Annotated in this window: 19 protein-coding genes; 13 read left to right on the top strand and 6 right to left on the bottom strand. The window is 43.4% G+C overall.

The genetic code is table 11. From position 1 onward, the window contains the following. Positions 1 to 87: 87 nt before the first annotated feature. Both AC59JO_RS22620 and AC59JO_RS22625 read left to right on the top strand, forming a co-directional pair. A complete protein-coding gene (locus tag AC59JO_RS22620) occupies positions 88 to 1,824 on the top strand; it encodes a GMC family oxidoreductase (RefSeq protein WP_413670473.1) in 1,737 nt (578 codons plus the stop codon). A gap of 20 nt (positions 1,825 to 1,844) precedes the next feature. After that, on the top strand, positions 1,845 to 2,492 hold the full coding sequence (locus tag AC59JO_RS22625) for a gluconate 2-dehydrogenase subunit 3 family protein (protein WP_413670472.1): 648 nt from the start codon (positions 1,845 to 1,847) through the stop codon (positions 2,490 to 2,492). Positions 2,493 to 2,609: 117 nt separating this feature from the next. Here the strand turns inward: AC59JO_RS22625 and AC59JO_RS22630 are convergent, their stop codons facing one another. Beyond that, on the bottom strand, positions 2,610 to 4,181 hold the full coding sequence (locus AC59JO_RS22630) for an alpha-amylase family glycosyl hydrolase (RefSeq protein ID WP_497308163.1): 1,572 nt from the start codon (positions 4,179 to 4,181) through the stop codon (positions 2,610 to 2,612). A gap of 284 nt (positions 4,182 to 4,465) precedes the next feature. On the opposite strand from AC59JO_RS22630, the gene AC59JO_RS22635 reads away from it, so the two are divergent. The 4 genes from AC59JO_RS22635 (at position 4,466) to rbp (ending at position 7,796) form a co-directional block, all read left to right on the top strand. After that, positions 4,466 to 5,584 carry a Zn-dependent alcohol dehydrogenase gene (locus tag AC59JO_RS22635; protein ID WP_497308165.1) on the top strand — a complete coding sequence of 373 codons (1,119 nt, stop codon included), beginning with the start codon at positions 4,466 to 4,468 and terminating at the stop codon, positions 5,582 to 5,584. A gap of 8 nt (positions 5,585 to 5,592) precedes the next feature. After that, positions 5,593 to 6,390 (top strand): alpha/beta hydrolase, encoded by a 798-nt coding sequence (locus AC59JO_RS22640; protein WP_497308167.1) that lies wholly within the window; start codon positions 5,593 to 5,595, stop codon positions 6,388 to 6,390. A 318-nt stretch (positions 6,391 to 6,708) separates the two neighbouring features. Next, entirely contained in the window at positions 6,709 to 7,104 is a 396-nt protein-coding gene (locus tag AC59JO_RS22645) for a 3-oxoacyl-ACP synthase (RefSeq protein WP_497308169.1), read from the top strand. A 311-nt stretch (positions 7,105 to 7,415) separates the two neighbouring features. Next, positions 7,416 to 7,796: an RNA-binding regulator gene (gene rbp / locus AC59JO_RS22650; RefSeq protein WP_090532614.1), complete on the top strand. Its 381-nt coding sequence runs from the start codon at positions 7,416 to 7,418 to the stop codon at positions 7,794 to 7,796. Between the two features lie 157 nt (positions 7,797 to 7,953). Here the strand turns inward: rbp and AC59JO_RS22655 are convergent, their stop codons facing one another. After that, positions 7,954 to 9,162 carry a GAF domain-containing sensor histidine kinase gene (locus tag AC59JO_RS22655; RefSeq protein WP_497308171.1) on the bottom strand — a complete coding sequence of 403 codons (1,209 nt, stop codon included), beginning with the start codon at positions 9,160 to 9,162 and terminating at the stop codon, positions 7,954 to 7,956. Positions 9,163 to 9,374: 212 nt separating this feature from the next. On the opposite strand from AC59JO_RS22655, the gene AC59JO_RS22660 reads away from it, so the two are divergent. From AC59JO_RS22660 to AC59JO_RS22690, 7 genes are all read left to right on the top strand, one after another. Continuing rightward, positions 9,375 to 10,220: a dienelactone hydrolase family protein gene (locus AC59JO_RS22660; protein ID WP_413670466.1), complete on the top strand. Its 846-nt coding sequence runs from the start codon at positions 9,375 to 9,377 to the stop codon at positions 10,218 to 10,220. 81 nt (positions 10,221 to 10,301) lie between these two features. After that, positions 10,302 to 11,276 (top strand): hypothetical protein, encoded by a 975-nt coding sequence (locus AC59JO_RS22665; protein WP_497308173.1) that lies wholly within the window; start codon positions 10,302 to 10,304, stop codon positions 11,274 to 11,276. Further along, positions 11,260 to 12,390, top strand: a complete 1,131-nt coding sequence (locus AC59JO_RS22670; RefSeq protein ID WP_497308175.1) for a glycosyltransferase — start codon at positions 11,260 to 11,262, stop codon at positions 12,388 to 12,390. The genes AC59JO_RS22665 and AC59JO_RS22670 overlap by 17 nt, the downstream gene beginning before the upstream one ends. Before the next feature lie 204 nt (positions 12,391 to 12,594). Further along, the gene (locus tag AC59JO_RS22675) at positions 12,595 to 13,803 is read left to right on the top strand and encodes an ABC transporter permease (RefSeq protein ID WP_497308177.1); all 1,209 of its coding nucleotides are present in this window, start codon (positions 12,595 to 12,597) and stop codon (positions 13,801 to 13,803) included. Positions 13,804 to 13,843: 40 nt separating this feature from the next. Then, on the top strand, positions 13,844 to 15,082 hold the full coding sequence (locus AC59JO_RS22680) for a PP2C family protein-serine/threonine phosphatase (RefSeq protein ID WP_413670462.1): 1,239 nt from the start codon (positions 13,844 to 13,846) through the stop codon (positions 15,080 to 15,082). 88 nt (positions 15,083 to 15,170) lie between these two features. Then, positions 15,171 to 15,767: a ribonuclease HII gene (gene rnhB, locus AC59JO_RS22685; RefSeq protein WP_413670461.1), complete on the top strand. Its 597-nt coding sequence runs from the start codon at positions 15,171 to 15,173 to the stop codon at positions 15,765 to 15,767. A 57-nt stretch (positions 15,768 to 15,824) separates the two neighbouring features. After that, entirely contained in the window at positions 15,825 to 17,027 is a 1,203-nt protein-coding gene (locus AC59JO_RS22690; protein WP_413670460.1) for a glycosyltransferase family 4 protein, read from the top strand. Between the two features lie 256 nt (positions 17,028 to 17,283). Here AC59JO_RS22690 and AC59JO_RS22695 read toward each other — a convergent pair whose 3' ends face one another. The 4 genes from AC59JO_RS22695 to AC59JO_RS22710 all read right to left on the bottom strand — a co-directional run bounded on the left by AC59JO_RS22695 (position 17,284) and on the right by AC59JO_RS22710 (position 22,024). Next, positions 17,284 to 18,252 carry a transglutaminase family protein gene (locus AC59JO_RS22695; RefSeq protein ID WP_413670459.1) on the bottom strand — a complete coding sequence of 323 codons (969 nt, stop codon included), beginning with the start codon at positions 18,250 to 18,252 and terminating at the stop codon, positions 17,284 to 17,286. Positions 18,253 to 18,461: 209 nt separating this feature from the next. Further along, on the bottom strand, positions 18,462 to 19,397 hold the full coding sequence (locus tag AC59JO_RS22700) for an alpha-E domain-containing protein (RefSeq protein ID WP_413670458.1): 936 nt from the start codon (positions 19,395 to 19,397) through the stop codon (positions 18,462 to 18,464). 112 nt (positions 19,398 to 19,509) lie between these two features. Continuing rightward, on the bottom strand, positions 19,510 to 20,970 hold the full coding sequence (locus AC59JO_RS22705) for a circularly permuted type 2 ATP-grasp protein (RefSeq protein WP_413670457.1): 1,461 nt from the start codon (positions 20,968 to 20,970) through the stop codon (positions 19,510 to 19,512). 208 nt (positions 20,971 to 21,178) lie between these two features. Beyond that, complete coding sequence (locus AC59JO_RS22710; protein WP_497308181.1) at positions 21,179 to 22,024, bottom strand: AraC family transcriptional regulator; 846 nt, start codon at positions 22,022 to 22,024, stop codon at positions 21,179 to 21,181. Position 22,025 lies beyond the last annotated feature (1 nt).

Consider the following 22,025-nt stretch of genomic DNA (forward strand, 5'->3'; position numbering starts at 1 on the left):
TTTACCATAACTTAAATTGTGTTTTAACATGCTCCTGGCATGTGTAATTTCCTCTCCCTATAAGAAAGAAGGATACTTTGATATAATATGAGCGATCTGCAAATTAAAAAATCATCAGCCACCTATGATGTGGTGATTGTTGGTTCGGGTGCCGGCGGGGGTATGGCCGGTTACGTTTTGGCCAATGCCGGTATAAAAGTATTAATGCTTGAAGCCGGTGCTTATTTTGACCCTGCTAAAGATTCACAACAATTGAAATGGCCGTGGGAGTCGCCACGCCGTGGTGCGGGTACAACCCGTCCGTTCGGCGATTTTGATGCTGCCTTTGGCGGCTGGGAAATTGATGGCGAGCCTTACACCACCAAAGATAAAACCGAGTTTTTCTGGTTCCGCTCGCGAATGCTGGGTGGCCGTACCAATCACTGGGGCAGGATCTCGTTAAGGATGGGCCCGCGCGATTTTCAGGCCAAAGATGGCCTTACCGACGATTGGCCAATCACCTATGATGACGTAAAACCATACTATGACAAGGTTGACCGCATGATTGGTGTTTACGGTACCAAAGAAGGTTTGGAGAATGAACCGGATGGTATCTTCCTGCCTCCGCCAAAACCAAGACTTAACGAGTTGTACATTGTACAAGGTGCTCAAAAAGCAGGCGTTAAAATTATTCCGGGCCGTGGTTCGGTATTAACAGAAGCTTTACCGGGCAATAAAGATCGTGGCGCCTGTTTCTTCTGCGGACAGTGCGGTCGCAGCTGTAAAGTTTACGGCGACTTCTCTGCATCATCATGTTTGGTGATCCCGGCTATTAAAACAGGTAACTTAAAAGTAATTACTAACGCCATGGTGCGTGAGGTAATTACCAATGCCGAAGGTTTAGCCGTTGGCGTATCGTATATTAATAAAGAGGATTTACAGGAGTACCAGGTTAACGCCAAAACGGTTATCCTTGGTGCAAGTGCGGGCGAATCGGCCAGGATCCTGCTTAACTCAAAATCAGCCCAGCATCCGGGTGGTTTGGCTAACAGCAGCGGTGTTGTTGGTCGTTATCTGCACGACTCTACCGGTTCAAGTGCCGGCGGGTTCCTTCCGCAACTGATGGACCGTAAACGTTACAACGAAGACGGTGTTGGTAGTGTGCACATCTACTCGCCATGGTGGTTAGATAATAAAAAACTGGATTTCCCACGCGGTTATCATATCGAATACGGTGGTGGTTTACACATGCCATCATACGGCTTTAGCGGTGGTATCCAAAATATGAATGGTGTTGTGCCTGGCCGCGACGGTAAAATGAAAGAAGCAGGCGGTTACGGTGCTTCGTTAAAAGATGACTACCGTCGTTTTTATGGTACCCAGTTTGGTATGGCCGGCCGTGGTACTGCCATTGCCCGTTATGATAACTATTGCGAAATAGATCCAAACGTGGTTGATAAATATGGTATCCCGGTGTTGCGTTTCCACTACAAATGGGCTCCTGAAGAAATTAAACAGGCTAAGCACATGCAGGAAACCTTTCAGGAAATTATGCATAACATGGGTGGCGCAATTTATGGCGGTCCGCAAGGTCCTGAAACCAATTACGGTTTGGAAGCCCCGGGTAAGATCATCCACGAAGTTGGTACTATCCGTATGGGTAACGATCCTAAAAAATCGGCCTTAAATAAATGGTGCCAGGCGCATGATTGTAAAAACCTGTTTGTGGTTGACGCCGCTCCATTTGTGCAGCAAGGCGATAAAAACGCAACATGGACAATCCTTGCGTTATCAATGCGTACCGCAGAATACATTATTCAGGAAAGAAAAAAATTAAACGTTTAACAAGCTAACATAACAATTTTATGAACAGACGTGACTCCCTCAAAGCCCTGGGCTTGGGTACACTTTCAGCAGGATTATTACTGGAGGCCTGTAAAACCGATACTAAAAAAGGCGCAGAAGAAACAACCACCGCAGCAGCCGGCGACGAGGTTGGTCGCCAGCCCTTTGAGGTTGAGCGTGACAAGAAATTGCACGCTGATAAGTTTTTCACCACTGCGGAGATGGCAACAATCACCGTGCTGGCAGATATTATTATCCCTAAGGATGATAAATCGGGCAGTGCATCTGACGCCAAGGTCCCTGATTTCATTGAGTTTATTGTAAAAGATATGCCAGATCATCAAACCCCGATGCGCGGTGGTTTGCGCTGGCTCGATCTACAATGTCTTAACCGATTTGGTAAGCCATTTACCGATTGCACCAAAGATCAGCAGATCCAGTTGATAGATATGATTGCCTACCCCAACAAAGCCAAACCAGAAATGGCCCAGGGTGTAGCCTTCTTCAACCGCATGCGGGATCTTACTGCATCAGGCTTTTTCACCAGCGAAATCGGCGTAAAAGATATCGGCTACGCAGGTAACCAACCCGGTAAATGGACAGGTGTACCTGATGATATCCTGAAGCATTACGGAATGGAGAATGTGAAAGCTTCGGCTTCGATGTAAGCTCCTCCCAAACCCTCCCCGAAAGGGAGGGTTTTTTGATCTTGCACTCGTTACAAACGAGCGCAAGTTTTAGAGCAACTTTTAAAACATTTTAAAGTCTCCCCTACCGGGGGAGATTTAGAGGGGGTGAAGCTCCCACGCCCCTATCCCAAACGCAGGCAAATTAACCGCCAGCTTCTCTCCTTTTATCTCTGGTTTTGCATCTCCAATAATATTAACGGGCTTTCCATTAACATCGATAGTTACCCTCGTTTCTTTGTCTGCCAGATTTATCGCTACAAGTATCATTTGCCCGGCATCTTTTCTCATAAATGTAAAAACATGATCATTATCATTGCTGATAGTTTTATAACGGCCATCAACAAATGCCGGGTTTGCCCTGCGGATAGCGATTATCTGTTTGTAGTAATTCCATAACGAATTGGGATCCTGTTTTTCTTCTTCCAGGGAAATGCCGTCGTTTGGTTTATCGTTATTAAAGCGGTCTTTCCATGGGCCGGTTTGTTTATACCATAAGGCCATGCCTTTGCCTGTATCGCTTTTGTACCATTCAAAAGCTTCCCTGCCGGGGATTTCGTTAGCATCCGTAGCACCAAAATTGGCCGTGGTGCCGGTCATGCCCAACTCCTGGCCGTAGTAAATAGAGGGGATGCCGCCCATTAGCAGGTTAAAAGCACTGCCAACTTTTAGTTTCGCCAAATCGCCTTTAACGGCATAGCTAAAACGGGGCACATCATGGTTTTCAATAAAAACCACCTGCTGCTTACCGGGAGGCAGCATAGCCAGGGTAGAATCGGCATTGGCCAACAGTAGTTTTTTATCAAACGACCGGATAGCAAAGCAAAGCCGCAACCCAAATACCCGGTCAACGCCGCCATGTTCCAGGTATTCGGTGCCGAGGCTAAACCAATTGGCTTGTTCGGCCACTATTTTAATTTTAGGGTTGATGGCCCTTAGTCTAGTGAGCAAGGGGTTCCAGAAAGTATCGAATAAGTGCGGGAGCCTGCCTTTGTTATCCAAATCGTCCATCATATGGTCAAGCCGGAAACCATCTACCCCATCGTCAAATTTACCATCGCCGTTAGGATCTACCCAGTAACTGAACAGTTTGAGGTTGTATGCTTTTGATGCTTCGCTGTTAAGGTTTGCGGTAGTAATTTTTCGGGTTACGCTGTCGTAACCGGTGAGGCTTGTGAGGTTATATACTATGGTTGATGGTTTTTTGTTGTCCTTATCATCCCATAAAATATAATCGCTGTACGGCGATTGGGGATTGCCGAAAGCTTCTTTCCACCAGCGGGAATCCTCTGTAACATATTGGGTTTCCATGTCCATATAAAATTTCATGCCCCGGCGGTGGAGTTCTTTGATCAGTTTAAGATAGTCGGCAAGAGAGCCGTATTTTGGGTCGATCTTTTCAAAATCAATGGCAAAGTAATTATGATAAAAAGCAGATTCATAAAGGGGGGTAACCAAAATAGAGGTTACCCCCAGTTCCTGCAAATAATCAAGCTTTTGGCGGATGCCGTTCAGGTCGCCATGATAATCACCATTACTGTCATAAAAGCTTCGCTGAAATATATGGTAGATAATTTCGTTGTTAGCCTGCGTATTCGGCTTTGCATTAACCCTGGCGAAAATTAATCCAAACGATATGCACATCAGAATAATTAGCTTGTTTGCTTTCATAATAGTTGTAACTGGTGATTAAAGTAACGTAAAGTGTTGATAACTAACAATAACTGTAAGTGTGAAAAAATGGTATATTTTATCCTTTCGAAGATTAAACGCATGGGAAAATCACCAAAAAACAATGTCCGGGATAAAATAAGCCACTTTTTGGACAATTTGCTAAAGTTTTAAAACCATGTGTTACTATACTTTTGTTATATAGGTTAAACATATTTCGGCCCTGCCAAAGTGTAGCTTGATAACACCTATAAAGTTTAACAACCGATGAAAAAACCTCAATTATGGCAATAACGTGCAAGGCAGCAATTGCCGATGGTAAAGGAGGTTTTTCTGTACAGGATATAGTGGTACATGAGCCGAAGGATGATGAAGTGCTGGTTAAAATAAAGGCGGCAGGGCTTTGCCATACAGATCACGATTCCCTGAACTGGGGGAAACAACTAATTATAGGCCATGAAGGTGCAGGCGTTGTAGTTTCGGTTGGGAAAAATGTTAGCAGTGTATCACCTGGTGATAAAGTGATCCTGAATTGGGCCATGCACTGCGGCAAATGCTTTCAGTGCCTTGAGGGTAATCAGCATTTGTGTGAAGTAGCCTCGCCGGTTGCAGCGGGAGGTAACGGCTACACCCCGGGCCATGCTGATCTTGATGGGACAACGTATAATGGCGAACCAGTTTTAAGGTCTTTCAATATTGGCACTATTGCCGGGTATACACTGGTAAAAGAGTCAGCAGTGGTGAAAAATCCTTCTGATATCATGTCGTTCCCGGCGGCAAGTATTGTTAGCTGCGGGGTAATGGCGGGCTATGGATCTGTTGTAAATGCAGCTAAACTAAAAGCCGGGTCATCGGCAGTGGTATTGGGTACCGGCGGCGTAGGCCTTAATGTGATACAGGGTGCAAAAGTTGCAGGCGCAGGCATGATCATTGCCATTGATATTAATCCCATCCGCCTTGAAATGGCTGTTAAGTTTGGCGCAACCCACACTATTTTGGCTGCGAAAGATGATACAGGTCTGCTTAAAGCGGCCGAAGAAGTAAAAGAGCTTACCGGAGGCCGCGGTGCCGATTATGCTTTTGAATGTACTGCTATACCCGAATTAGGCGCTGCCCCGTTAGCGATGGTGCGCAATGCAGGCACAGCGGTGCAGGTAAGCGGTATTGAGCAGGATATCACCATTGATATGCGCCTTTTTGAGTGGGACAAAATTTACATTAACCCGCTTTATGGTAAGTGCCGCCCACAAATCGACTTTCCTGATATAGTACAACACTACACCAGCGGGCACATACTACTTGAAGAAATGATTACACGTACATACCCTATAAACGAACTTGATAAGGCTTTTGACGATATGCTGAAAGGCAAAAACGCAAAAGGTGTTATCGTGTTCGACTGAACAAGCTCATGCCATTTAAAACTACAGAAATCTCCAATCCTCAATATGAAAGTAACCAGCTGCGGTTTATAACGGTAAAAACGCCCAATCTTAAAGGTCGTGGCGATATCTGTTTATATGTACCGCCTGGCGCTCATAAAAATGAGGTTTTGCCTATTGTAATATTGTTGCACGGTGTATACGGTAGTGCCTGGAGCTGGGCCATGAGCGCGGGCGTTCATTTAAAAACCAATGCACTCATTGAAAAAGGCGAATTGCCGAGAATGATATTAGCCATGCCGTCTGACGGGCTTTGGGGCGATGGCTCAGGCTATTTACCGCACAGCGGCTTTAATTTTGAGCAATGGATAGCCGAGGATGTACCTACTGCTGTAATGGAGAATATCCCGGGTGCAAAACAAAATTCACCGTTGTTTATAGCGGGCTTATCTATGGGGGGCTTCGGCGCTTTGCGGATTGGTGCAAAATATGGGCATAAGTTTAAAGCTATTGCCGGGCTTTCATCAATAACAAGCCTGCCGCAAATCAAACTTTTTGCCGGCGAGCCCCTGAAAACATATGCCCAGGATATTGTGGCCGATGAAGACGTATTTGCCACCTTTAAAAAATACAGGGATCAGTTGCCGCCTGTTCGTTTTGACTGCGGTACTAATGACCTGCTCATCAACTACAACCGCGATTTACATAAAAAACTGGAAAAGGAGAAGGTCCCGCATATTTATGAAGAAAACCCCGGCGGGCACGAGTGGTCATACTGGGCAAAGCATATTTTATCAACCCTTAAGTTTTTTGCCGGTAAGCTGTAAGTAAGGCGGTTAATATAAACTAACCGTTGGCTTATAATGTGCGAATATCATTATTTTGTCAGTTTTGATTAGTCGAACATACCATTATCACTATTAGTAACGTTTATCTACTTTGTAGGTTAACGCCTGCAAATAGTGATAAGGTTTAGGTTTAAAGCCCCCAAGCAGCGAGTGCAAGGGGGCTTTTATTTTTATCAGTCGTTTTCTTCGCAACAAATGTTGATCTTTCCTCCTATTTTAGTTTTTTGTTTTATACCCTGAATGAGCGATCTGAAGAAAGAATTACATCAATTATGTGTTAATCACGTGCGTAAAATTATGGAAGCCGCAGAGCTTGCCATAGCCGATGCACAAAAGGCCTCAACCGACGATACCAAAAGCAGCGCGGGCGATAAATATGAAACCGGGCGCGAAATGATGCAGCAGGAAACCAACCGTAATATGGCGCAATTAAACGAAGCCAATAAGCTATTGGTGACCTTAAACCGCATTAATATATCAGGCACCTCGATACATGCCGAATCGGGAAGTGTAATAGTTACCAATAATGGTAATTTTTACCTGGCCATAAGTGCTGGTACTTTAGTACTTGATGGCAAAACGTATTTCGCCGTATCGCCGGCATCGCCTGTGGGAAATCTGCTTGGTGGCAAAAAAGCAGGAGAAGAGTTTGCGCTTAATGGGAAACGGTACAAAATTGAATCGGTAGTTTAGGTTTTTACTGCTGATTTATCTCCGGAAAATAAATTTTTGTTACGTTAATATTAAAAAAATAAGGGCGGTGCTTTCTTTATATATTTATTTTACAAAAACACCATATTTTTAAAACAAAAGCAATTGGCCTTTGTATTAATGGATTGGCTTTTTTCATTTATCTTCCCAAAATCGTCAAAAAAAATATTTTTTTTAAAATAAAAGCACTCATTCACATAAACATGCAGTAATCATCAAATATCTATTACTATATTTGATGTTAACAAAACGTGGGTAATTAACAAAGCATGCCCATTAAAAACTAAATATTAATGAACATATTCGTAGGAAGTCTTCCTTTTTCTTTAGGGGAAGCCGATTTAAAGCAGCTTTTCGAAGCTTATGGTGAAGTTAACTCCGTAAAAATTATTATTGACAGGGAATCAGGAAGAAGTAAAGGGTTCGGATTCATTGAAATGGCAGATGATGAGGCAGCACAACAAGCTATAAGCGGCCTAAACGGTTCTGAAGTTAAAGGAAGATCAATTGCAGTAAGCCAGGCAGAAGAGAAAAAACCAGGCGGCGATCGCAGAAGCAGTGGCGGTGGTTACGGCGGTGGCAACCGTGGTGGTGGCGGTTATGGTGGCGGTAACCGCGGCGGCGGTGGCGGCTACTCAAGAGATAACCGTGGCGGCGGCGGCAAAAGCTGGTAAAAATATAATCTAAAGTAAAATACCGGGTTCTTTAGGCCGGTATTTTACTTTATGTATAGCATCTGTAAATCTACCTTTCCGGAAACTTTTTATTTAAGGATATATTGCCTTACGCAAACTTCTATTTCCTAAAATTTCCTTGTCAGATAGACTTTCATTATTGCACTTTTTGCGGTAGCCTTACCTCAAACACGCTTCCTTCTGCCGGTTTTGAATAGATATTTATTGTACCTTTAAGGGTTTCAACAAGATGTTTTACTAAAGCCAGTCCAAAGCCAAAACCGGCTTCACCTGTTGTGCCGCTTGATGATGTGGAACTACCGCTCAGTATCTTGTTTATGCCGTTTTCATCAATGCCAACTCCATTATCTTTTACCTGGATTTGCAATGTGCTGATATGGTCATTTACTTCCAGGCTCAGGTCAACTTCAACGTGACCACCCCTGGGTGTAAATTTTATGGCATTTGAAATCAGGTTGCCGGTTATTTGTAATAGCTTATTTCGGGCAAACGGGATCCGTTCCGACTGGGATGATGTTTTTACGGTAAGCAGGATATTTTTATTACGGGCCTGCGGGATGAACAGGCGTTCTATTTTGTCTTTAAAAACCAGTAAATTAAATTCCGCACCATTAGATACCGGTTTGTAATCTTTTTTATCGGCACTCAGAATCTCATCTGCGAGCTCCAGTATTGATCGACCACTTTTATGGATCAGGTTGATAAATTCAAGCACCTCTTCAATCTGGTTTGCTTCGCCTTGTTCGCTAATAAGCTGGGCGAGGCCAATAATGCCACTTAATGGTCCGCGGATATCGTGGGCTACCTTCTTTTGAGTTTCGTTGGCCTCAGAAAGCTTACTTTTAAGCTTGCCGATTACCTTCAAGTCTTTTAAGCGACTTACTATTTCATCGGCAATGATCTTTAAAAGCTCAACCTTTTCGGGCGTAAGTTCCTTAACGTTTTTATCCAGCACACATAAAGCGCCGATGTTATGGTCGTCGCTTGTTTTAAGCGGAATGCCATAATAATACCTCAGCTTCGGCTCGTCGGTTACATAAAATTTATCCTTGAAACGCTCGTCGTTTTGCAGGTCCCCTACTTCAAAATATTCGCCGTTTATAATGGTATACTGGCAAACCGAATCTTCACGGGGCATTTGTTCAATCTGCAGCCCGTAGCCACTGATGCTCCATTGCGTATAAGAATCGATAAGATTAACCAGCGATATTTCAGTTCCGGTAACCTTGGCCGCCAGTTTGGCGAGGTCTTTGAAACTATCTTTATGTTCGGCGTAATCCAAATCAAATTCTGACAGGCTTAAAAGCCTTTCCATTTCGTTATCAGGAATTGGTGGGGCAGGCATATTATATTATATATTGGTAATTATTATATACGTGTTTTTAATCCATAAGGTTGTATGGATCATAAACACGTTGCATTAAATTTTAGGTAATTATATATTACATTATCATAAATTTATGCAGGTTAATTACATAAGCCTAACAACTAAAACCACATTGCCAACGTATTGTTTTAAATTACACATCAGCTTTTATTAACGTAAAATTTTAACCCATGAAAAAACTGCTCCTGGTAACGCTATTTATCGGTTTAGCTACTATGACTTTTGCACAGCGCAAAGTAGTTTGCTGCAGCAACCCTTCAGCAACGCAGCAATTTGCCATGCTGGCGTCAAACCCCCAATTTAAAATGTCGCACAAAAATCCGCTGCCAATGCATTTTCAAAGCAGCATCGGTGAGGCCATTACCTACAAAACACCCGATGGGAAACAGGCATCGGCGTTTTTTATGAAAGCAAAAAAGCCAACCAACAATTATTTATTGGTGATACACGAATGGTGGGGCCTCAATGATTATGTAAAAAAAGAATCGGAAAAGCTGTATAATGACCTGGGCAATGTAAATATCATTGATCTTGACCTGTATGATGGTAAGGTAGCAACCACGCGCGAAGATGCAGGCAAATTTATGCAGGGTGTAAATGACGACAGGGCGCGTGCTATTGTAAATGGCGCCATAGCTTACGCCGGTGCTAATGCCCATATCGCCACAATTGGCTGGTGCTTTGGCGGTGGCTGGAGCCTGCAAACCAGTTTGCTTGCCGGCAAAAAAGCCGTGGCTTGTGTAATGTATTATGGTATGCCCGAGCAGGATGTTAACAAGCTAAAAACGCTAAACTCCGACGTACTGGGAAACTTTGCCAACAAAGACCAGTGGATTAATCCAAAAGTGGTAGCCAAATTCGATGCCGACATGAAAGCCGCCGGAAAAAAGGTTTACCTGCATCAATATGATGCCGATCATGGTTTTGCAAATCCAAGCAATCCTATTTATAACAGCGATGCCACTAAAGATGCTTATGCAAATACGCTGTTTTTTTTAAAAGCACGATTGAAGTAAACAAAACTAACGGTGTAGTGTTGTATGGGGCAAGCTTTAGCATGCCCCATTTTTTTGTAACATTGCATAAAATTTATCTACTTGACACGTTCTGCAAAAAAGGTTGTTTCGTATTTACTTAAGGCCGGTATATTAATTGTTGCAGGGTGGTTTATTTACCGGCAGTTCAATAAAAAGAATAACGACCTAAAGCAGTTTGAGCATTTCGCATCGCAAATAAGTACTATCCATGTTGTTATTGTGATGGGGCTGGTTGTTTTATTGATGTTTTTGAATTGGTTCCTGGAAGCACTTAAGTGGCGGTACGTGACCAAAACCCTTATTAATATTAGTTTGTGGGAGGCAGTTGAGGCTGTTTTTTGCGGGCTTACCTGGGCAGTAACCACCCCTAACCGGCTGGGCGAATATGGCGGCCGTGTAATGTTTTTGCCGCCGCGCAAACGTGTTCCGGGCATTTTTGCCATGGGGGTAGGCTCGTTTAGCCAGGGCTCGGTAACTAATGTTTTGGGGGTAATAGCCATGATATGGTTTGTTGCTAATTATATTCATACCAATTTGGCGCTGGCCTGGGGCGTAACTGCGGTTTGTGCAATAATAGTAGCTATACAACTAATATTTTATTTTAACATCAATTGGGCAGTTACTTTGCTCGATAAGGTTCCGTTTATCAAAAAATACCATCGTTTTTTTGAGGTGATGGGGCGTTATCGTACGCATGAGCTTATCAAGATCATGGGTTTCAGTATTGCGCGTTACCTCACGTTTTCATTCCAGTATTTCCTGGTTTTTCAGATGCTGGTGCCCAATATGAATATTGTACCAATGATGATGATGCTAACGTTGTTTTTCCTGGTATCATCTGCCATACCATCGCTTGATTTGTTTGATATCGGGGTGCGTGGTTTTACAGCTTCGCACCTGTTTGTTTATGTAACAGATCAAAATATTGCCGTAATAGCCGGTGTATCATCAATATGGCTCATTAATTTATTTATTCCTGCTATTTTAGGATCGTTGTTCGTTTTAAAACTCAAATTCTTTGACCGCGCTGATTAGTATTATTTCGTTATTTTCTATTGGGCTTTATGTGGTATTGCTGATCTATCTGCGCATAGGCTGGGCAAAGGTCACGATGGGGCCAGTTGTTGCTAATTCGGTACATACCAAAGTTACTGTGCTTATAGCGGCCCGTAATGAAGAAGAAAAAATTCATTTAACTATCGAAGATATTTTAGCTCAGGATTATCCCAAACACCTGACGGAGGTTATTATTGTTGATGATCACTCAACAGATAATACTGCTGCCATTATCAGCAGCTATGCGCCACAAGGAGTTAAATTGCTTCAGCTCAAACTTGGCGAAACGCTTAACTCCTATAAAAAGAAGGCAATTGCAGAGGCCATCAAGCTTTCAACAGGCGATTTAATGGTAGCCACAGATGCAGATTGCCGTATGGGCAATCAATGGCTGCGTACTATTGTTGGTTTCTATGAGCAGAATAACCTGGTGATGATCTCTTCGCCGGTAACATATTTCCAGGAGCAATCGGTATTTGAGCGGATGCAAACACTCGATTTTTCGTCGCTTATTTGCATGGGAGGCTCTTTTTTAGGACATGGGTTTGCTGCAACATGCAACGGGGCAAATTTTGCCTATCGTAAAGATGTATTTTACGAAGTAGGCGGTTTTGCCGGCATAGACGACCTGGCCTCGGGCGATGACGAACTTCTATTGCATAAAGTAGCAGAGCGCTATCCCGGCCGGATTGGCTTTTTAAAACGGCGCGAAGCGATTGTATATACTCACGCAAAACCAAACTTAAAGGAGTTTATGCAACAGAGGCGTCGTTGGGCATCAAAATCAACCAAGTACAAAAACAAAAAAATGGTTGCTTTTGCGCTTAGTGTCTGGCTGTGCAATTTTATGTTGCTGTTTACAGCGGTGTTAGGGATTTTTGATATCTATTTCCTGAAGCTGTTTTTGCTTACCATCGGCATTAAATATGCGATAGACTTGTTGTACATGACACCGATCATGAACTTCTTAAAACGGCGCGAACTATTATTGTATGTAAGTTTTGTTTTGCCGCTTAATGTCCTCTATTTCGTTGTTATCGGCTTTTTAGGAAAAAACAAAAAATACGCCTGGAAAGGCAGGATAGTTAAGTAAGCTATAATTAAGCTAAAAGCCGAAGGCTGAAAGCATAAAGCTACCAAACGTAGGTATAGGAAATCTACTCCGGGCTTGTAAAAGGTTATGTGCTTTGAGCCTTAAGATTTCGGCTTCATAATGCGTTTGTAAAGAAACCCTTCATTATTGCTAATTGCGCCTATTTAAACGATATTTAGCCAATACACATGAACTGTTAACACATTGGCCGAAATTACACCAGCAAAACGCACCTGGCGTGTTTTTAAGCGTAATAAAATAGCCGTATCCGGGCTGGCGTTTATCCTGCTTACGTTATTTGTTGCCATCATGGGCTATCTTATTATGCCCGATGACACACCATTGGCCAATAATATGATCATCCAGCTCAGTATAAAAAAGCCGGGATCAACCTACATGATTTTAAAACTCCGGAAAGCAGAGCCTGTTGATACTGTAAATGTATTTTCAAGGATGCTGTACGGCCAGCAGTCATTTTATAAAGAGATCCCTATAACCGGTTATCATTTTGTTAAAGATTCCATTTATGTTAACGGTTACATTGGCGATGAAGATAAACCCGAAAAAAAAGCATTCAATATTTTTGAAGTGGTAACGGGGCAAAAGCCTGTTTATAAACATAGCAAGGTTATTTTTAACGATAACGGCCAAACAACTGTAGCGACTGCTTCAGCAGCTCTTTATCACAGTTTCGACGCCAGGATCAGGAAAGAAAATATCGGTTTTAAAACTTTTTGGCTGGGTACCGATGGCTATGGGCGGGATATGTTGAGCCGCCTGCTGCTGGGCACCCGAATTTCACTTGCCGTGGGCCTGATGTCGGTTATTATCAGTATGCTGCTTGGGGTAACCGTTGGGGCTGTAGCCGGATACTTCGGAGGCTGGGTAGATGCATCCTTAAGCTGGCTGATGAATATCTTATGGGCGCTGCCTGCGCTGCTGCTGGTGATTGCCATATCGTTTGCATTGGGTAAGGGGTTATGGCAAATATTTATAGCTGTTGGCCTATCCATGTGGGTGGAGGTTGCGCGCCTGGTGCGCGGGCAGGTAATGGGACTTAAACAGGTAGAGTACATTGAAGCGGCAAGGGCTTTAGGCTTTAGTAATAAGCGCATTATTGCCAAACATATTTTGCCCAATATCACCGGGCCTGTGCTGGTATTGGCATCATCAAATTTTGCATCGGCTATACTTTTAGAGGCCGGGCTTAGTTTTTTAGGCTTTGGCGCACAGCCGCCTATGCCAACCTGGGGTGGCATGATCAAGGAGCATTATGGGTATATTGTTATGGATTCGGCATTTTTGGCTATCATTCCTGGGGGGGCCATCATGCTGCTGGTTTATGCTTTTAACCTGGTTACTGTTGGCTTGCGCGATGCCTTTGATATAAAATCACAAAGTACTCGTATTTAAAAATTATTTCTTCTATTTTAGTCAGCGGACTTATATCAATATGCTGAATATAGACGACGGTTCCGGCGAAGACGAATTGATCAGGCTTTTGCTCAAACGGCAGTCGGAATTAAATTCTTTATTGGAAATTACGCGGGCGATAAACAAAAACACCGCTACTCCTATCCTCATTCAAATGCTGGAAGTTATTCTGCAAAACTATTTGCAGGTAGGCAAACTGCGTTTTTTGATTGAGAAGGATAATAAATTTGCCTGTATAGCCAAATATGGCGGCGATATCGAATCGTCCGTGGTGTTAGCCCGTGCCTGTAAAAAACTGAGTAAGGTTAAAGCCCCTACAGCCATCGCCGGGCACCGCGACCCAGTCCTCAAAAAATACAATTACTTTATCCCGGTATATCATAAAAGTAAAGCCCTCGCTTACGCCCTCATCGGCGATTTTAATACCTCGGGCGAGATGCTTAACAATGATCTCAACTTCATCCAAACGCTGATGAATGTGATTATTGTGGCGCTTGAAAACAAGAAACTTTTCCGCGAGCGGCTGCAGTCCGAACGTTTTCAGCGCGAGATGGAGCTTGCTGTAGAAGTGCAAAATATGCTGATCCCCATGCGGGAGCATAAAGATGATAGTGTGGAGATCGGTGCTAAATATCTTCCGCACCAAAACATCGGCGGCGATTATTTTGATTTCATCCGCCTAAATGATCATGAGTTTTTATGGTGCATTGCCGATGTATCGGGCAAGGGAATTTCGGCAGCATTGCTGATGGCCAACTTTCAGGCCAGTTTGCATGCCTGGGCAGCGGTTGATGGTGATTTGACCAACATTGTTGACAGATTAAATAAAATTGTGCTCAGCAATACCAAGGGCGAGCGGTTTATTACCCTTTTTCTTGCGCGCTACAATCAAAAAAAGCGACGGCTTAATTATATCAATGCGGGCCACAATCCAACCATCCTTTATTCGGAAGGCGGGGCTATTCCGCTTAAATTGGGCACTACGATGATCGGTGTTTTTGAAGACCTGCCTTTTTTAAACGAGGGCGAAGTTGACGTTGAACCCGGCAGCCTGATCTTTAACTATACCGATGGGCTTATGGATTTTGAGTCGCCAAGTTCAAAGGTATGGAATGAGGATAAATTGCTTGATTTTGTGCTGGCGCATGGCGAGCTATCGCCCGATAATTTTAATCAGGCTTTGATGGATTACCTGAGTAATGTGCATAAAAGCAAGCCGATCGATGATATCACCTTGCTTACGCTAAAGATTTTTTAGCGTAAAAGCTGCGTAATCTTCGTTGTTGAAAAACTAATCATACTAATTACTTCACTAACACGTTTACAACACTTATTATATTTGCCGGATGCTATCAGCCAGGTACCAGTACGAATTTTTAGAGGCAGGATGCGATGAAGCCGGGCGAGGTTGCCTTGCCGGGCCGGTTTTTGCAGCCGCAGTTATTTTATCTCCCGATTTTGACCATCACCTGCTGAATGATTCAAAGCAGGTTACCGAGGAAATAAGGTATCAGCTTCGTGCCGAAATTGAAGAGAAAGCCATTGCCTATGCCGTTGCATCTGTTGATAACCTGGAAATAGATGAGATCAATATCCTCAATGCATCATTCCTGGCAATGCACAGGGCTATTGAAAAACTACATCTTGAGCCCCAGTTTTTAATCATCGACGGCAATCGCTTTAAAAAGTACCGGAACATCCCACATGAGTGTATTATAAAAGGGGATGGAAAATATTTTAGCATTGCGGCGGCATCCATATTGGCCAAAACTTACCGCGACGATTATATGATGCAAATAGCTGCCGAACACCCGGAATATGACTGGCATACCAACAAGGGTTATCCTACTACCAAGCATCGCGAAACAGTAATGAAGATAGGTTTTACGCCCTATCATCGCCGTACCTTCAGGGTTACCGATCCGCAGTTAAGTATTTTTTAATGAAGTTTTGAATACCACGTTCAGGATGGTATTTTTGTTAAAAACCCATTCCACCGTTTGAAGATCCTAATTTTAACACATCGTGTACCATTTCCGCAAAATGGCGGTTACGCCATTGTGGTTTGCAATACCATTAAAGGTTTAATTGCGCTTGGGCACGAGGTTGCACTGGTGGCTTTGAATGGTAAAAGATATAATGGCAGTGTACAAACAACAGAAGATGAATTGTTGCAGAAAATTCAGTACACATCCTACGATATCAACATCAACGTATCCGTGCTGGACGCTATCACTAACTTGTTCAACAAAAAGGCGAACGATGTTGACCGTTATTATGATGCCGAATTTGAAAAACTTCTGCTACGCGAACTGCGCCAAACTACATATGATGTTATTCAGTTTGAAGGCTTGTTTGTAACGCCATACCTGGCCGCCATGCGCAAGCATACCCAGGCCCGGTTAATTTACCGGTCGCACAATATTGAACACCAGGTATGGATGAGGTTAGCGCAACAAAAAAGCGATCTGTTTAAGAAATGGTACCTGCATTTGCTGGCCCGCAGGGTTAAGGATTATGAACTGCAGCAGCTCAATAAATTTGATGGTATTGCCGTGTTTACAAACGAGGATAAAAAAACACTGTTATCATACGGCGTTACCATTCCGGTTGATATTTTTCCGGTAGGGATCTCCCTGCCCGATTATAAGCCCGACTACAATAAAACGGAGTTTCCGAGCCTGTTTTTTTTAGGTTCGTTAGATTGGATGCCCAACCGGGAGGGTATTGAGTGGTTTATCGAAAACTTTTATAAAGACCTTACAGAGGGCGATCTCCGCGTAAAATTTTATGTCGCCGGGCATAATATCCCCGATAGTTTTGATGATTATGAAGCCATGGGAAAGATCTTTATCCAGGGCGAGGTTGATGATGCTTCGGAGTTTGTAAACAGTAAGGCTATCATGGTAGTGCCTTTGCTTTCGAGTGGAGGTATGCGGGTTAAGATAGTTGAGGGCATGGCTATGGAAAAGTGTATCATCTCCACCTCACTGGGTGCCGAGGGGATCAACTTTACCAATGGAGCCAATATTCTTATTGCCAATAACCGACAGGAGTTTTATGATGCCATTGAGCGTTGCATTACCGACGAGGAATTTTGCCGGAACATAGGCCTCAACGCCCGTCGCCTGATTGAAGAGCAGCACGATGTGCATGTGATAGCGCCAAACCTGGTTGCTTTTTATCAAAGCGTGGAACCTTGATTTGCAGCCCAGCGTTGTCATTTCGACGAACCGGGTGGGGAAGTGAGGGAGAGTGAGGAGAAATCTTATACGCCCTGTTTTAAACTAATGCCGTTGTTGGTGTTGTCACCAACAACTTTTCCTGCCCGTTTGCTCTTGTAATCAAAAAAGGTTATTGGTCTATGCATTGGCTACGAGATTGCCGCGCTACGCTCGCAATGACATATCTTCTCTATTCTTTTTTTCTGCCAACTGAAAACTGCCACTGCCAACTTCCCTACTGCTGCTGTTGTTGCTGCTGCTGAATAATCTCCATATAACGCTGATAACTGTTTTTTGAAAATTCGGTTACCGCATGTATAGCAGGTGTTTCGTGGGCTTTGTCCTCAAAAACGATGGCATCGGCGTCATCAACTACTACGGATACTTCCAGTTTGTGGCCATAAGCGCCTTTATAAACGCCCTTAACCGGCGAGCAGTCGGAAAAATTGCGGCCTACTGCCAGGCGTACATGGGTTTCGTTGGCAACGCAGTTGTTGGTAGGGTCGATACCGAGCCATCCGTAATCGGGTACATATACTTCGGCCCAGGCATGGGTAGCACCTTCGCCGCGCATAGCACTGCTGTGGGTGCAAATGTAACCGCTTACATAGCGCGATGGTATTTTAAGCTGACGAAGCATGACCATCAAAATATGGGCAAAATCCTGGCAAACACCGGCCCTGAGCTTCCATACTTCATCAAGTGTTGTTTCAACCGTAGTAACCCCTTTGATGTACTCAAAGTTTTTGTATACCCAGCCGCAAAAACGAAGCGCCACCTGGAAAGGCGTTTCGTCTTTACGTCGCTCCTGTTCAACTACTTCCTGCAGTTCGGGCAGCCCCTCAAAATATTCCTGTTTTAAAAAATCAATATATGGCACCATGTACTGAAGGCGCTTAAGATCTTCCCATTGCTGCTCCGGAAAAATATCATTTACCGGCAAGGGGCGCTGGCGGGTAGTAACAACCAGTTTTGAGTTGATGACCAGCATATTGTGCTGATTACTGTACGTGAAACTGCCAACTTCATTGCCGTAATAGTCGGTGTGCGTATCAACTACCGGGTTTCCGGTTATGTTGAGTTCCTGCTTAATTACTTCCTGGTAGTCGTCTTTTATCGGGAACAAGATGATTTGGTTGGCGCTGTCGCGCACAGGGCCCTCATAGGTATATTTTGTAATATGTTGGATCTTAAATTCAGGCATTGTTTTAATTTTTTAATTTGAGGATTTGAAAATTTGAAAATGAGAAAAGAGGTTTTCAAAACTTCAAAACAAAATCTATTTAATTGGTTAATTGAATAATTTGATAATGTGGCGATTTGAAGATTTGAAAATGAATTAGGCCGAACATCTTCAAATTTTCAAATCTTCAAATCGGCAAATTTTCAAATTAAGCGGTTTTCAAATTAAGTTTATGAATTAGCAAAATAGTGCTGATTAAGTGAATTACCAATCCCGTACAGCTCACTCCTGATTTGGGTGAGGAACAGGTGTAACCCCTCCTGCTTAATGCTTTTTACCGAACTGTATTTGATACGGCTTTGCAACCTGCCTATCTGGAACGACATTTCCCGGTAGTCGTCGGCATTGCTGTCGTTCTTCAACCTGTCGAAATAGCGTTGGATATTATTTACCGAATAGATAACCGACCGTGGAAAATCGTTATTAAGCACAACCTGTTCCAGTACGTTTTCGGCCTCAAAGCCTTCGCGATAGGTTTTTAAATACAGCTCATATCCGCCCAATGAAAGCAAAAGGTGTTTCCAGTACGTAGTATCAGTAAGCAGGTCGGGGTTGTCACTTATCGAACTAAACTTAGTATCCAAAATATCAACCGACTGGATAGCCCTTTCAAGATACTTGCCAATATTCATAAATGCACGGCCTTCGCCGCGCTCCATGGTGATCTCCACAGTACCGTAATAAAGCATTACCTGTTTTATCAGCACGTCCAGTACCCCTATCGGGTCTTCACGGTGCAGCGCACGTTCCAGTCGTGGGTCTTTTACAGTATGGTAATATTCATTCAGGCATTGCCAAAGATCCTTGGTGATGTGTTCCTGTACGCCACGCGCGTTTTCACGCGCCAGGGTAATGATGTTGAGTATAGAGTTTGGATTGCTTTTCCCGGTAACCATATACTTTAAAACCGACCGGCTGTCATTGTCCAGCTTTTCGGCCTCACCTGCGTTGAGCCCGGCAAAAATCCGCATTACCGGCTCCCAGGTAAATTCCTGCACTGTATCCTGCGATGAGGCATAATTAATTTTTAACATCCGCAGCATGCCATCGCTGCGCTCAATGTAACGGCTTAACCAATAAAAACTTGCTGCAACCCTGCTTAACATAGTGCCCCCTAACCCCCTAAAGGGGGAATGATTATCCAGAGACGAAATCCTCTGGTGTTTTGTTATTTATATTTTGTCCTAACTTCTTTATTCTGCTTCTTTTCCTCCCCCTTTAGGGGGCCGGGGGGCTTAACACCCACGTATCCTTACTACCGCCACCCTGCGAACTGTTCACCACCAATGATCCTTCTTTTAAGGCCACTCGCGTTAGACCGCCCGGTACAATTTCAATGCCATCGGGGCCATAAAGTGCGTAAGGCCTTAAGTCAACCCTGCGCGGCTTTAACTCACCCTGCATATAGCACGGTGCCGCCGAAAGACTGATAGTTGGCTGTGCAATGAAGTTACGCGGATCTTTCAGTATTTCCTTTTTATATTCATCTATTTCCTGTTCGCTTGCCGCGTGCCCCATCAACATACCGTAGCCACCGCTGCCGTTGGTTTTTTTAACCACCATTTTATTGAGGTTTTTAAACACCATTTCGCGCTCGTCGGGATTGCCCAACTGGTGGGTTGGCACGTTTTTGAGTATTGGCTCTTCGTTCAGGTAATAGCGAATCATGTCAGGCACATAAGCATATACTGCCTTATCATCGGCAACACCGGTGCCTGTAGCGTTTACAATGGCTACATTGCCTTTGCGGTATGCGCCCATCAAACCTGCCACGCCCAGCATGCTTGCCGGATTAAATACCAGCGGATCTAAAAACTCATCGTCCACCCGGCGATAGATCACATCCACCTGCTGCAGGCCGGTAGTGGTTTTCATGTAAACTTTATGATTGTTCACCACCAGGTCGCGCCCTTCAACCAGCTCTACCCCCATTAAGCGGGCCAGCGTGGTATGTTCAAAATAAGCCGAATTATAAATGCCCGGCGTAAGTAAAACAATAGTTGGGTTATGAATTTGCCTTGGCGAAAGCGCCAAAAGGTTTTTATATAATATAGATGGATACTCGGTAACACTACGCACGCTGCATTGCGGCAGCAGATCAGGAAATAGCCGTTTGGTGATCTCCCTGTTCTCGAGCATGTAACTTACGCCAGACGGGGTGCGCAGGTTATCTTCCAGTACGTAAAAAGTGCCATCTTCATCGCGGATGAGGTCGATGCCCGAAATGTGCACATAAATATCATATGGTACCTGGAGCTGGTACATTTCGCGCAAAAAATGTGGGCACGAATAAATGATATCAATAGGTACTATGCCATCCTTTACAATAAACTGGTTGTGGTAAATATCCTTCAGGAAAAGATTAAGTGCATTAAGGCGCTGTTTGATGCCCCGCTCAACAAAAGCCCACTCATCGGCAGTGATAATGCGTGGAATAATATCAAAAGGAAAGATCTTTTCAATGCCTTCGCCGCTGTTATAAACAGTAAAGGTAATGCCCTGGCTCATGAACAGGCGTTTGGCAAGCTCCTCCTTTTTATTCAGGTCGTCGGCCGATTCTTTCGAAATGTAGTCAATTACTTTGCGGTAATGTTCTCGAACATTAGCATCTAAGCCATACATTTCATCCCAAACGTTATTTATTGGGTTGTATTTGTCAAAATAAGCTGATTCTTCCATGAAAAATTACAATAGTTTAAAAATTGATAATCAGTTATCTTTAGAAATTGTAATTTATGAAGTGTTTTTGATAAAAAAGCAAATTATTTTGAAATTTTTGAAGATATTTTAATCAAATTTTCAATTTGTACTGATTTGTATAATTAAAAACTGTGTTTTGTTGATTTGAAAGTACAAATGATAAGGCGCTGTTCTGCAAGTATTAACTCTAAATTGTATTCGCCGCTTTCCTGAAATCTGAAGGGTTCATACGTCTGTACTTTTTAAAAATACGGTTGAGGTGGCTTTCATCATTAAAGCCAAGTTCATTGGCAATTTCAACCATGCGCATATTGCTGTGCAGCAATCGGTTTTCGATGAGCTTAAGTTTATAGTTGATAATATACTGCTGCAGGGTTTCGCCGGTGTGTTTTTTAAAATAGCGGCCTATGTAGGTTTCTGAAATCCCCATTTTATCTGCAATGACCTCTGCTCTTAACTTTTCGGGGAAGTAGATATTGGCCTGGACGTATTGCAAAATATCAATTGTTTTTTCCTCTGTATTTTCATCAACCCCATCAGGCATGCTCATGGCAATATTGCGCGCTACTATTACAATAACGGTGTTGATGTATTGCTGTAAAAGTTCTTTGCTGTAAAGGCTGTTTTTATTTTGCTCATTGATAATGGCTTGCATAATAGGTTTTACAACGGCACTGTCTTCGTGGTGCTTTAATACACAGCCGGGGGCCTGGGCAGCATTTTTGAGGATAAACTCGAGGTGTTTAGCTGCATCGCCGGGCAGTTTGTAATCCTTGACGTAAGCCATATTAAAACGGATGAAGAGGAACTGCGTTGAGGTTGCTATCTCAAAATAATGGGAATCATCGGGCGTAAGCAGAAATAAGTGCCCGGGCTTATAGTTGAATTTGCTTTTGTTGATGCATTGCTTCCCGGTGCCGCTTACAATATAAATAAACTCAAAGAAGCTGTGCGAATGTTCGCTGCGGGGGCAGGCATTAAGGGGCTCGCGTAATACGATCTCGAACGGCTGGTATAAATTATCTTTAACCATA

It is taken from the genome of Mucilaginibacter sp. A5337 (genome assembly GCF_059690695.1).

Coding starts and splice junctions, on each gene's coding strand:
- AC59JO_RS22620 (WP_413670473.1), top strand. CDS start 88: ATGAGCGATCTGCAAATTAAAAAATCATCAGCCACCTATGATGTGGTG.
- AC59JO_RS22625 (WP_413670472.1), top strand. CDS start 1,845: ATGAACAGACGTGACTCCCTCAAAGCCCTGGGCTTGGGTACACTTTCA.
- AC59JO_RS22630 (WP_497308163.1), bottom strand. CDS start 4,181: ATGAAAGCAAACAAGCTAATTATTCTGATGTGCATATCGTTTGGATTA.
- AC59JO_RS22635 (WP_497308165.1), top strand. CDS start 4,466: ATGGCAATAACGTGCAAGGCAGCAATTGCCGATGGTAAAGGAGGTTTT.
- AC59JO_RS22640 (WP_497308167.1), top strand. CDS start 5,593: ATGCCATTTAAAACTACAGAAATCTCCAATCCTCAATATGAAAGTAAC.
- AC59JO_RS22645 (WP_497308169.1), top strand. CDS start 6,709: ATGGAAGCCGCAGAGCTTGCCATAGCCGATGCACAAAAGGCCTCAACC.
- rbp (WP_090532614.1), top strand. CDS start 7,416: ATGAACATATTCGTAGGAAGTCTTCCTTTTTCTTTAGGGGAAGCCGAT.
- AC59JO_RS22655 (WP_497308171.1), bottom strand. CDS start 9,162: ATGCCTGCCCCACCAATTCCTGATAACGAAATGGAAAGGCTTTTAAGC.
- AC59JO_RS22660 (WP_413670466.1), top strand. CDS start 9,375: ATGAAAAAACTGCTCCTGGTAACGCTATTTATCGGTTTAGCTACTATG.
- AC59JO_RS22680 (WP_413670462.1), top strand. CDS start 13,844: ATGCTGAATATAGACGACGGTTCCGGCGAAGACGAATTGATCAGGCTT.
- rnhB (WP_413670461.1), top strand. CDS start 15,171: ATGCTATCAGCCAGGTACCAGTACGAATTTTTAGAGGCAGGATGCGAT.
- AC59JO_RS22695 (WP_413670459.1), bottom strand. CDS start 18,252: ATGCCTGAATTTAAGATCCAACATATTACAAAATATACCTATGAGGGC.
- AC59JO_RS22700 (WP_413670458.1), bottom strand. CDS start 19,397: ATGTTAAGCAGGGTTGCAGCAAGTTTTTATTGGTTAAGCCGTTACATT.
- AC59JO_RS22705 (WP_413670457.1), bottom strand. CDS start 20,970: ATGGAAGAATCAGCTTATTTTGACAAATACAACCCAATAAATAACGTT.
- AC59JO_RS22710 (WP_497308181.1), bottom strand. CDS start 22,024: ATGGTTAAAGATAATTTATACCAGCCGTTCGAGATCGTATTACGCGAG.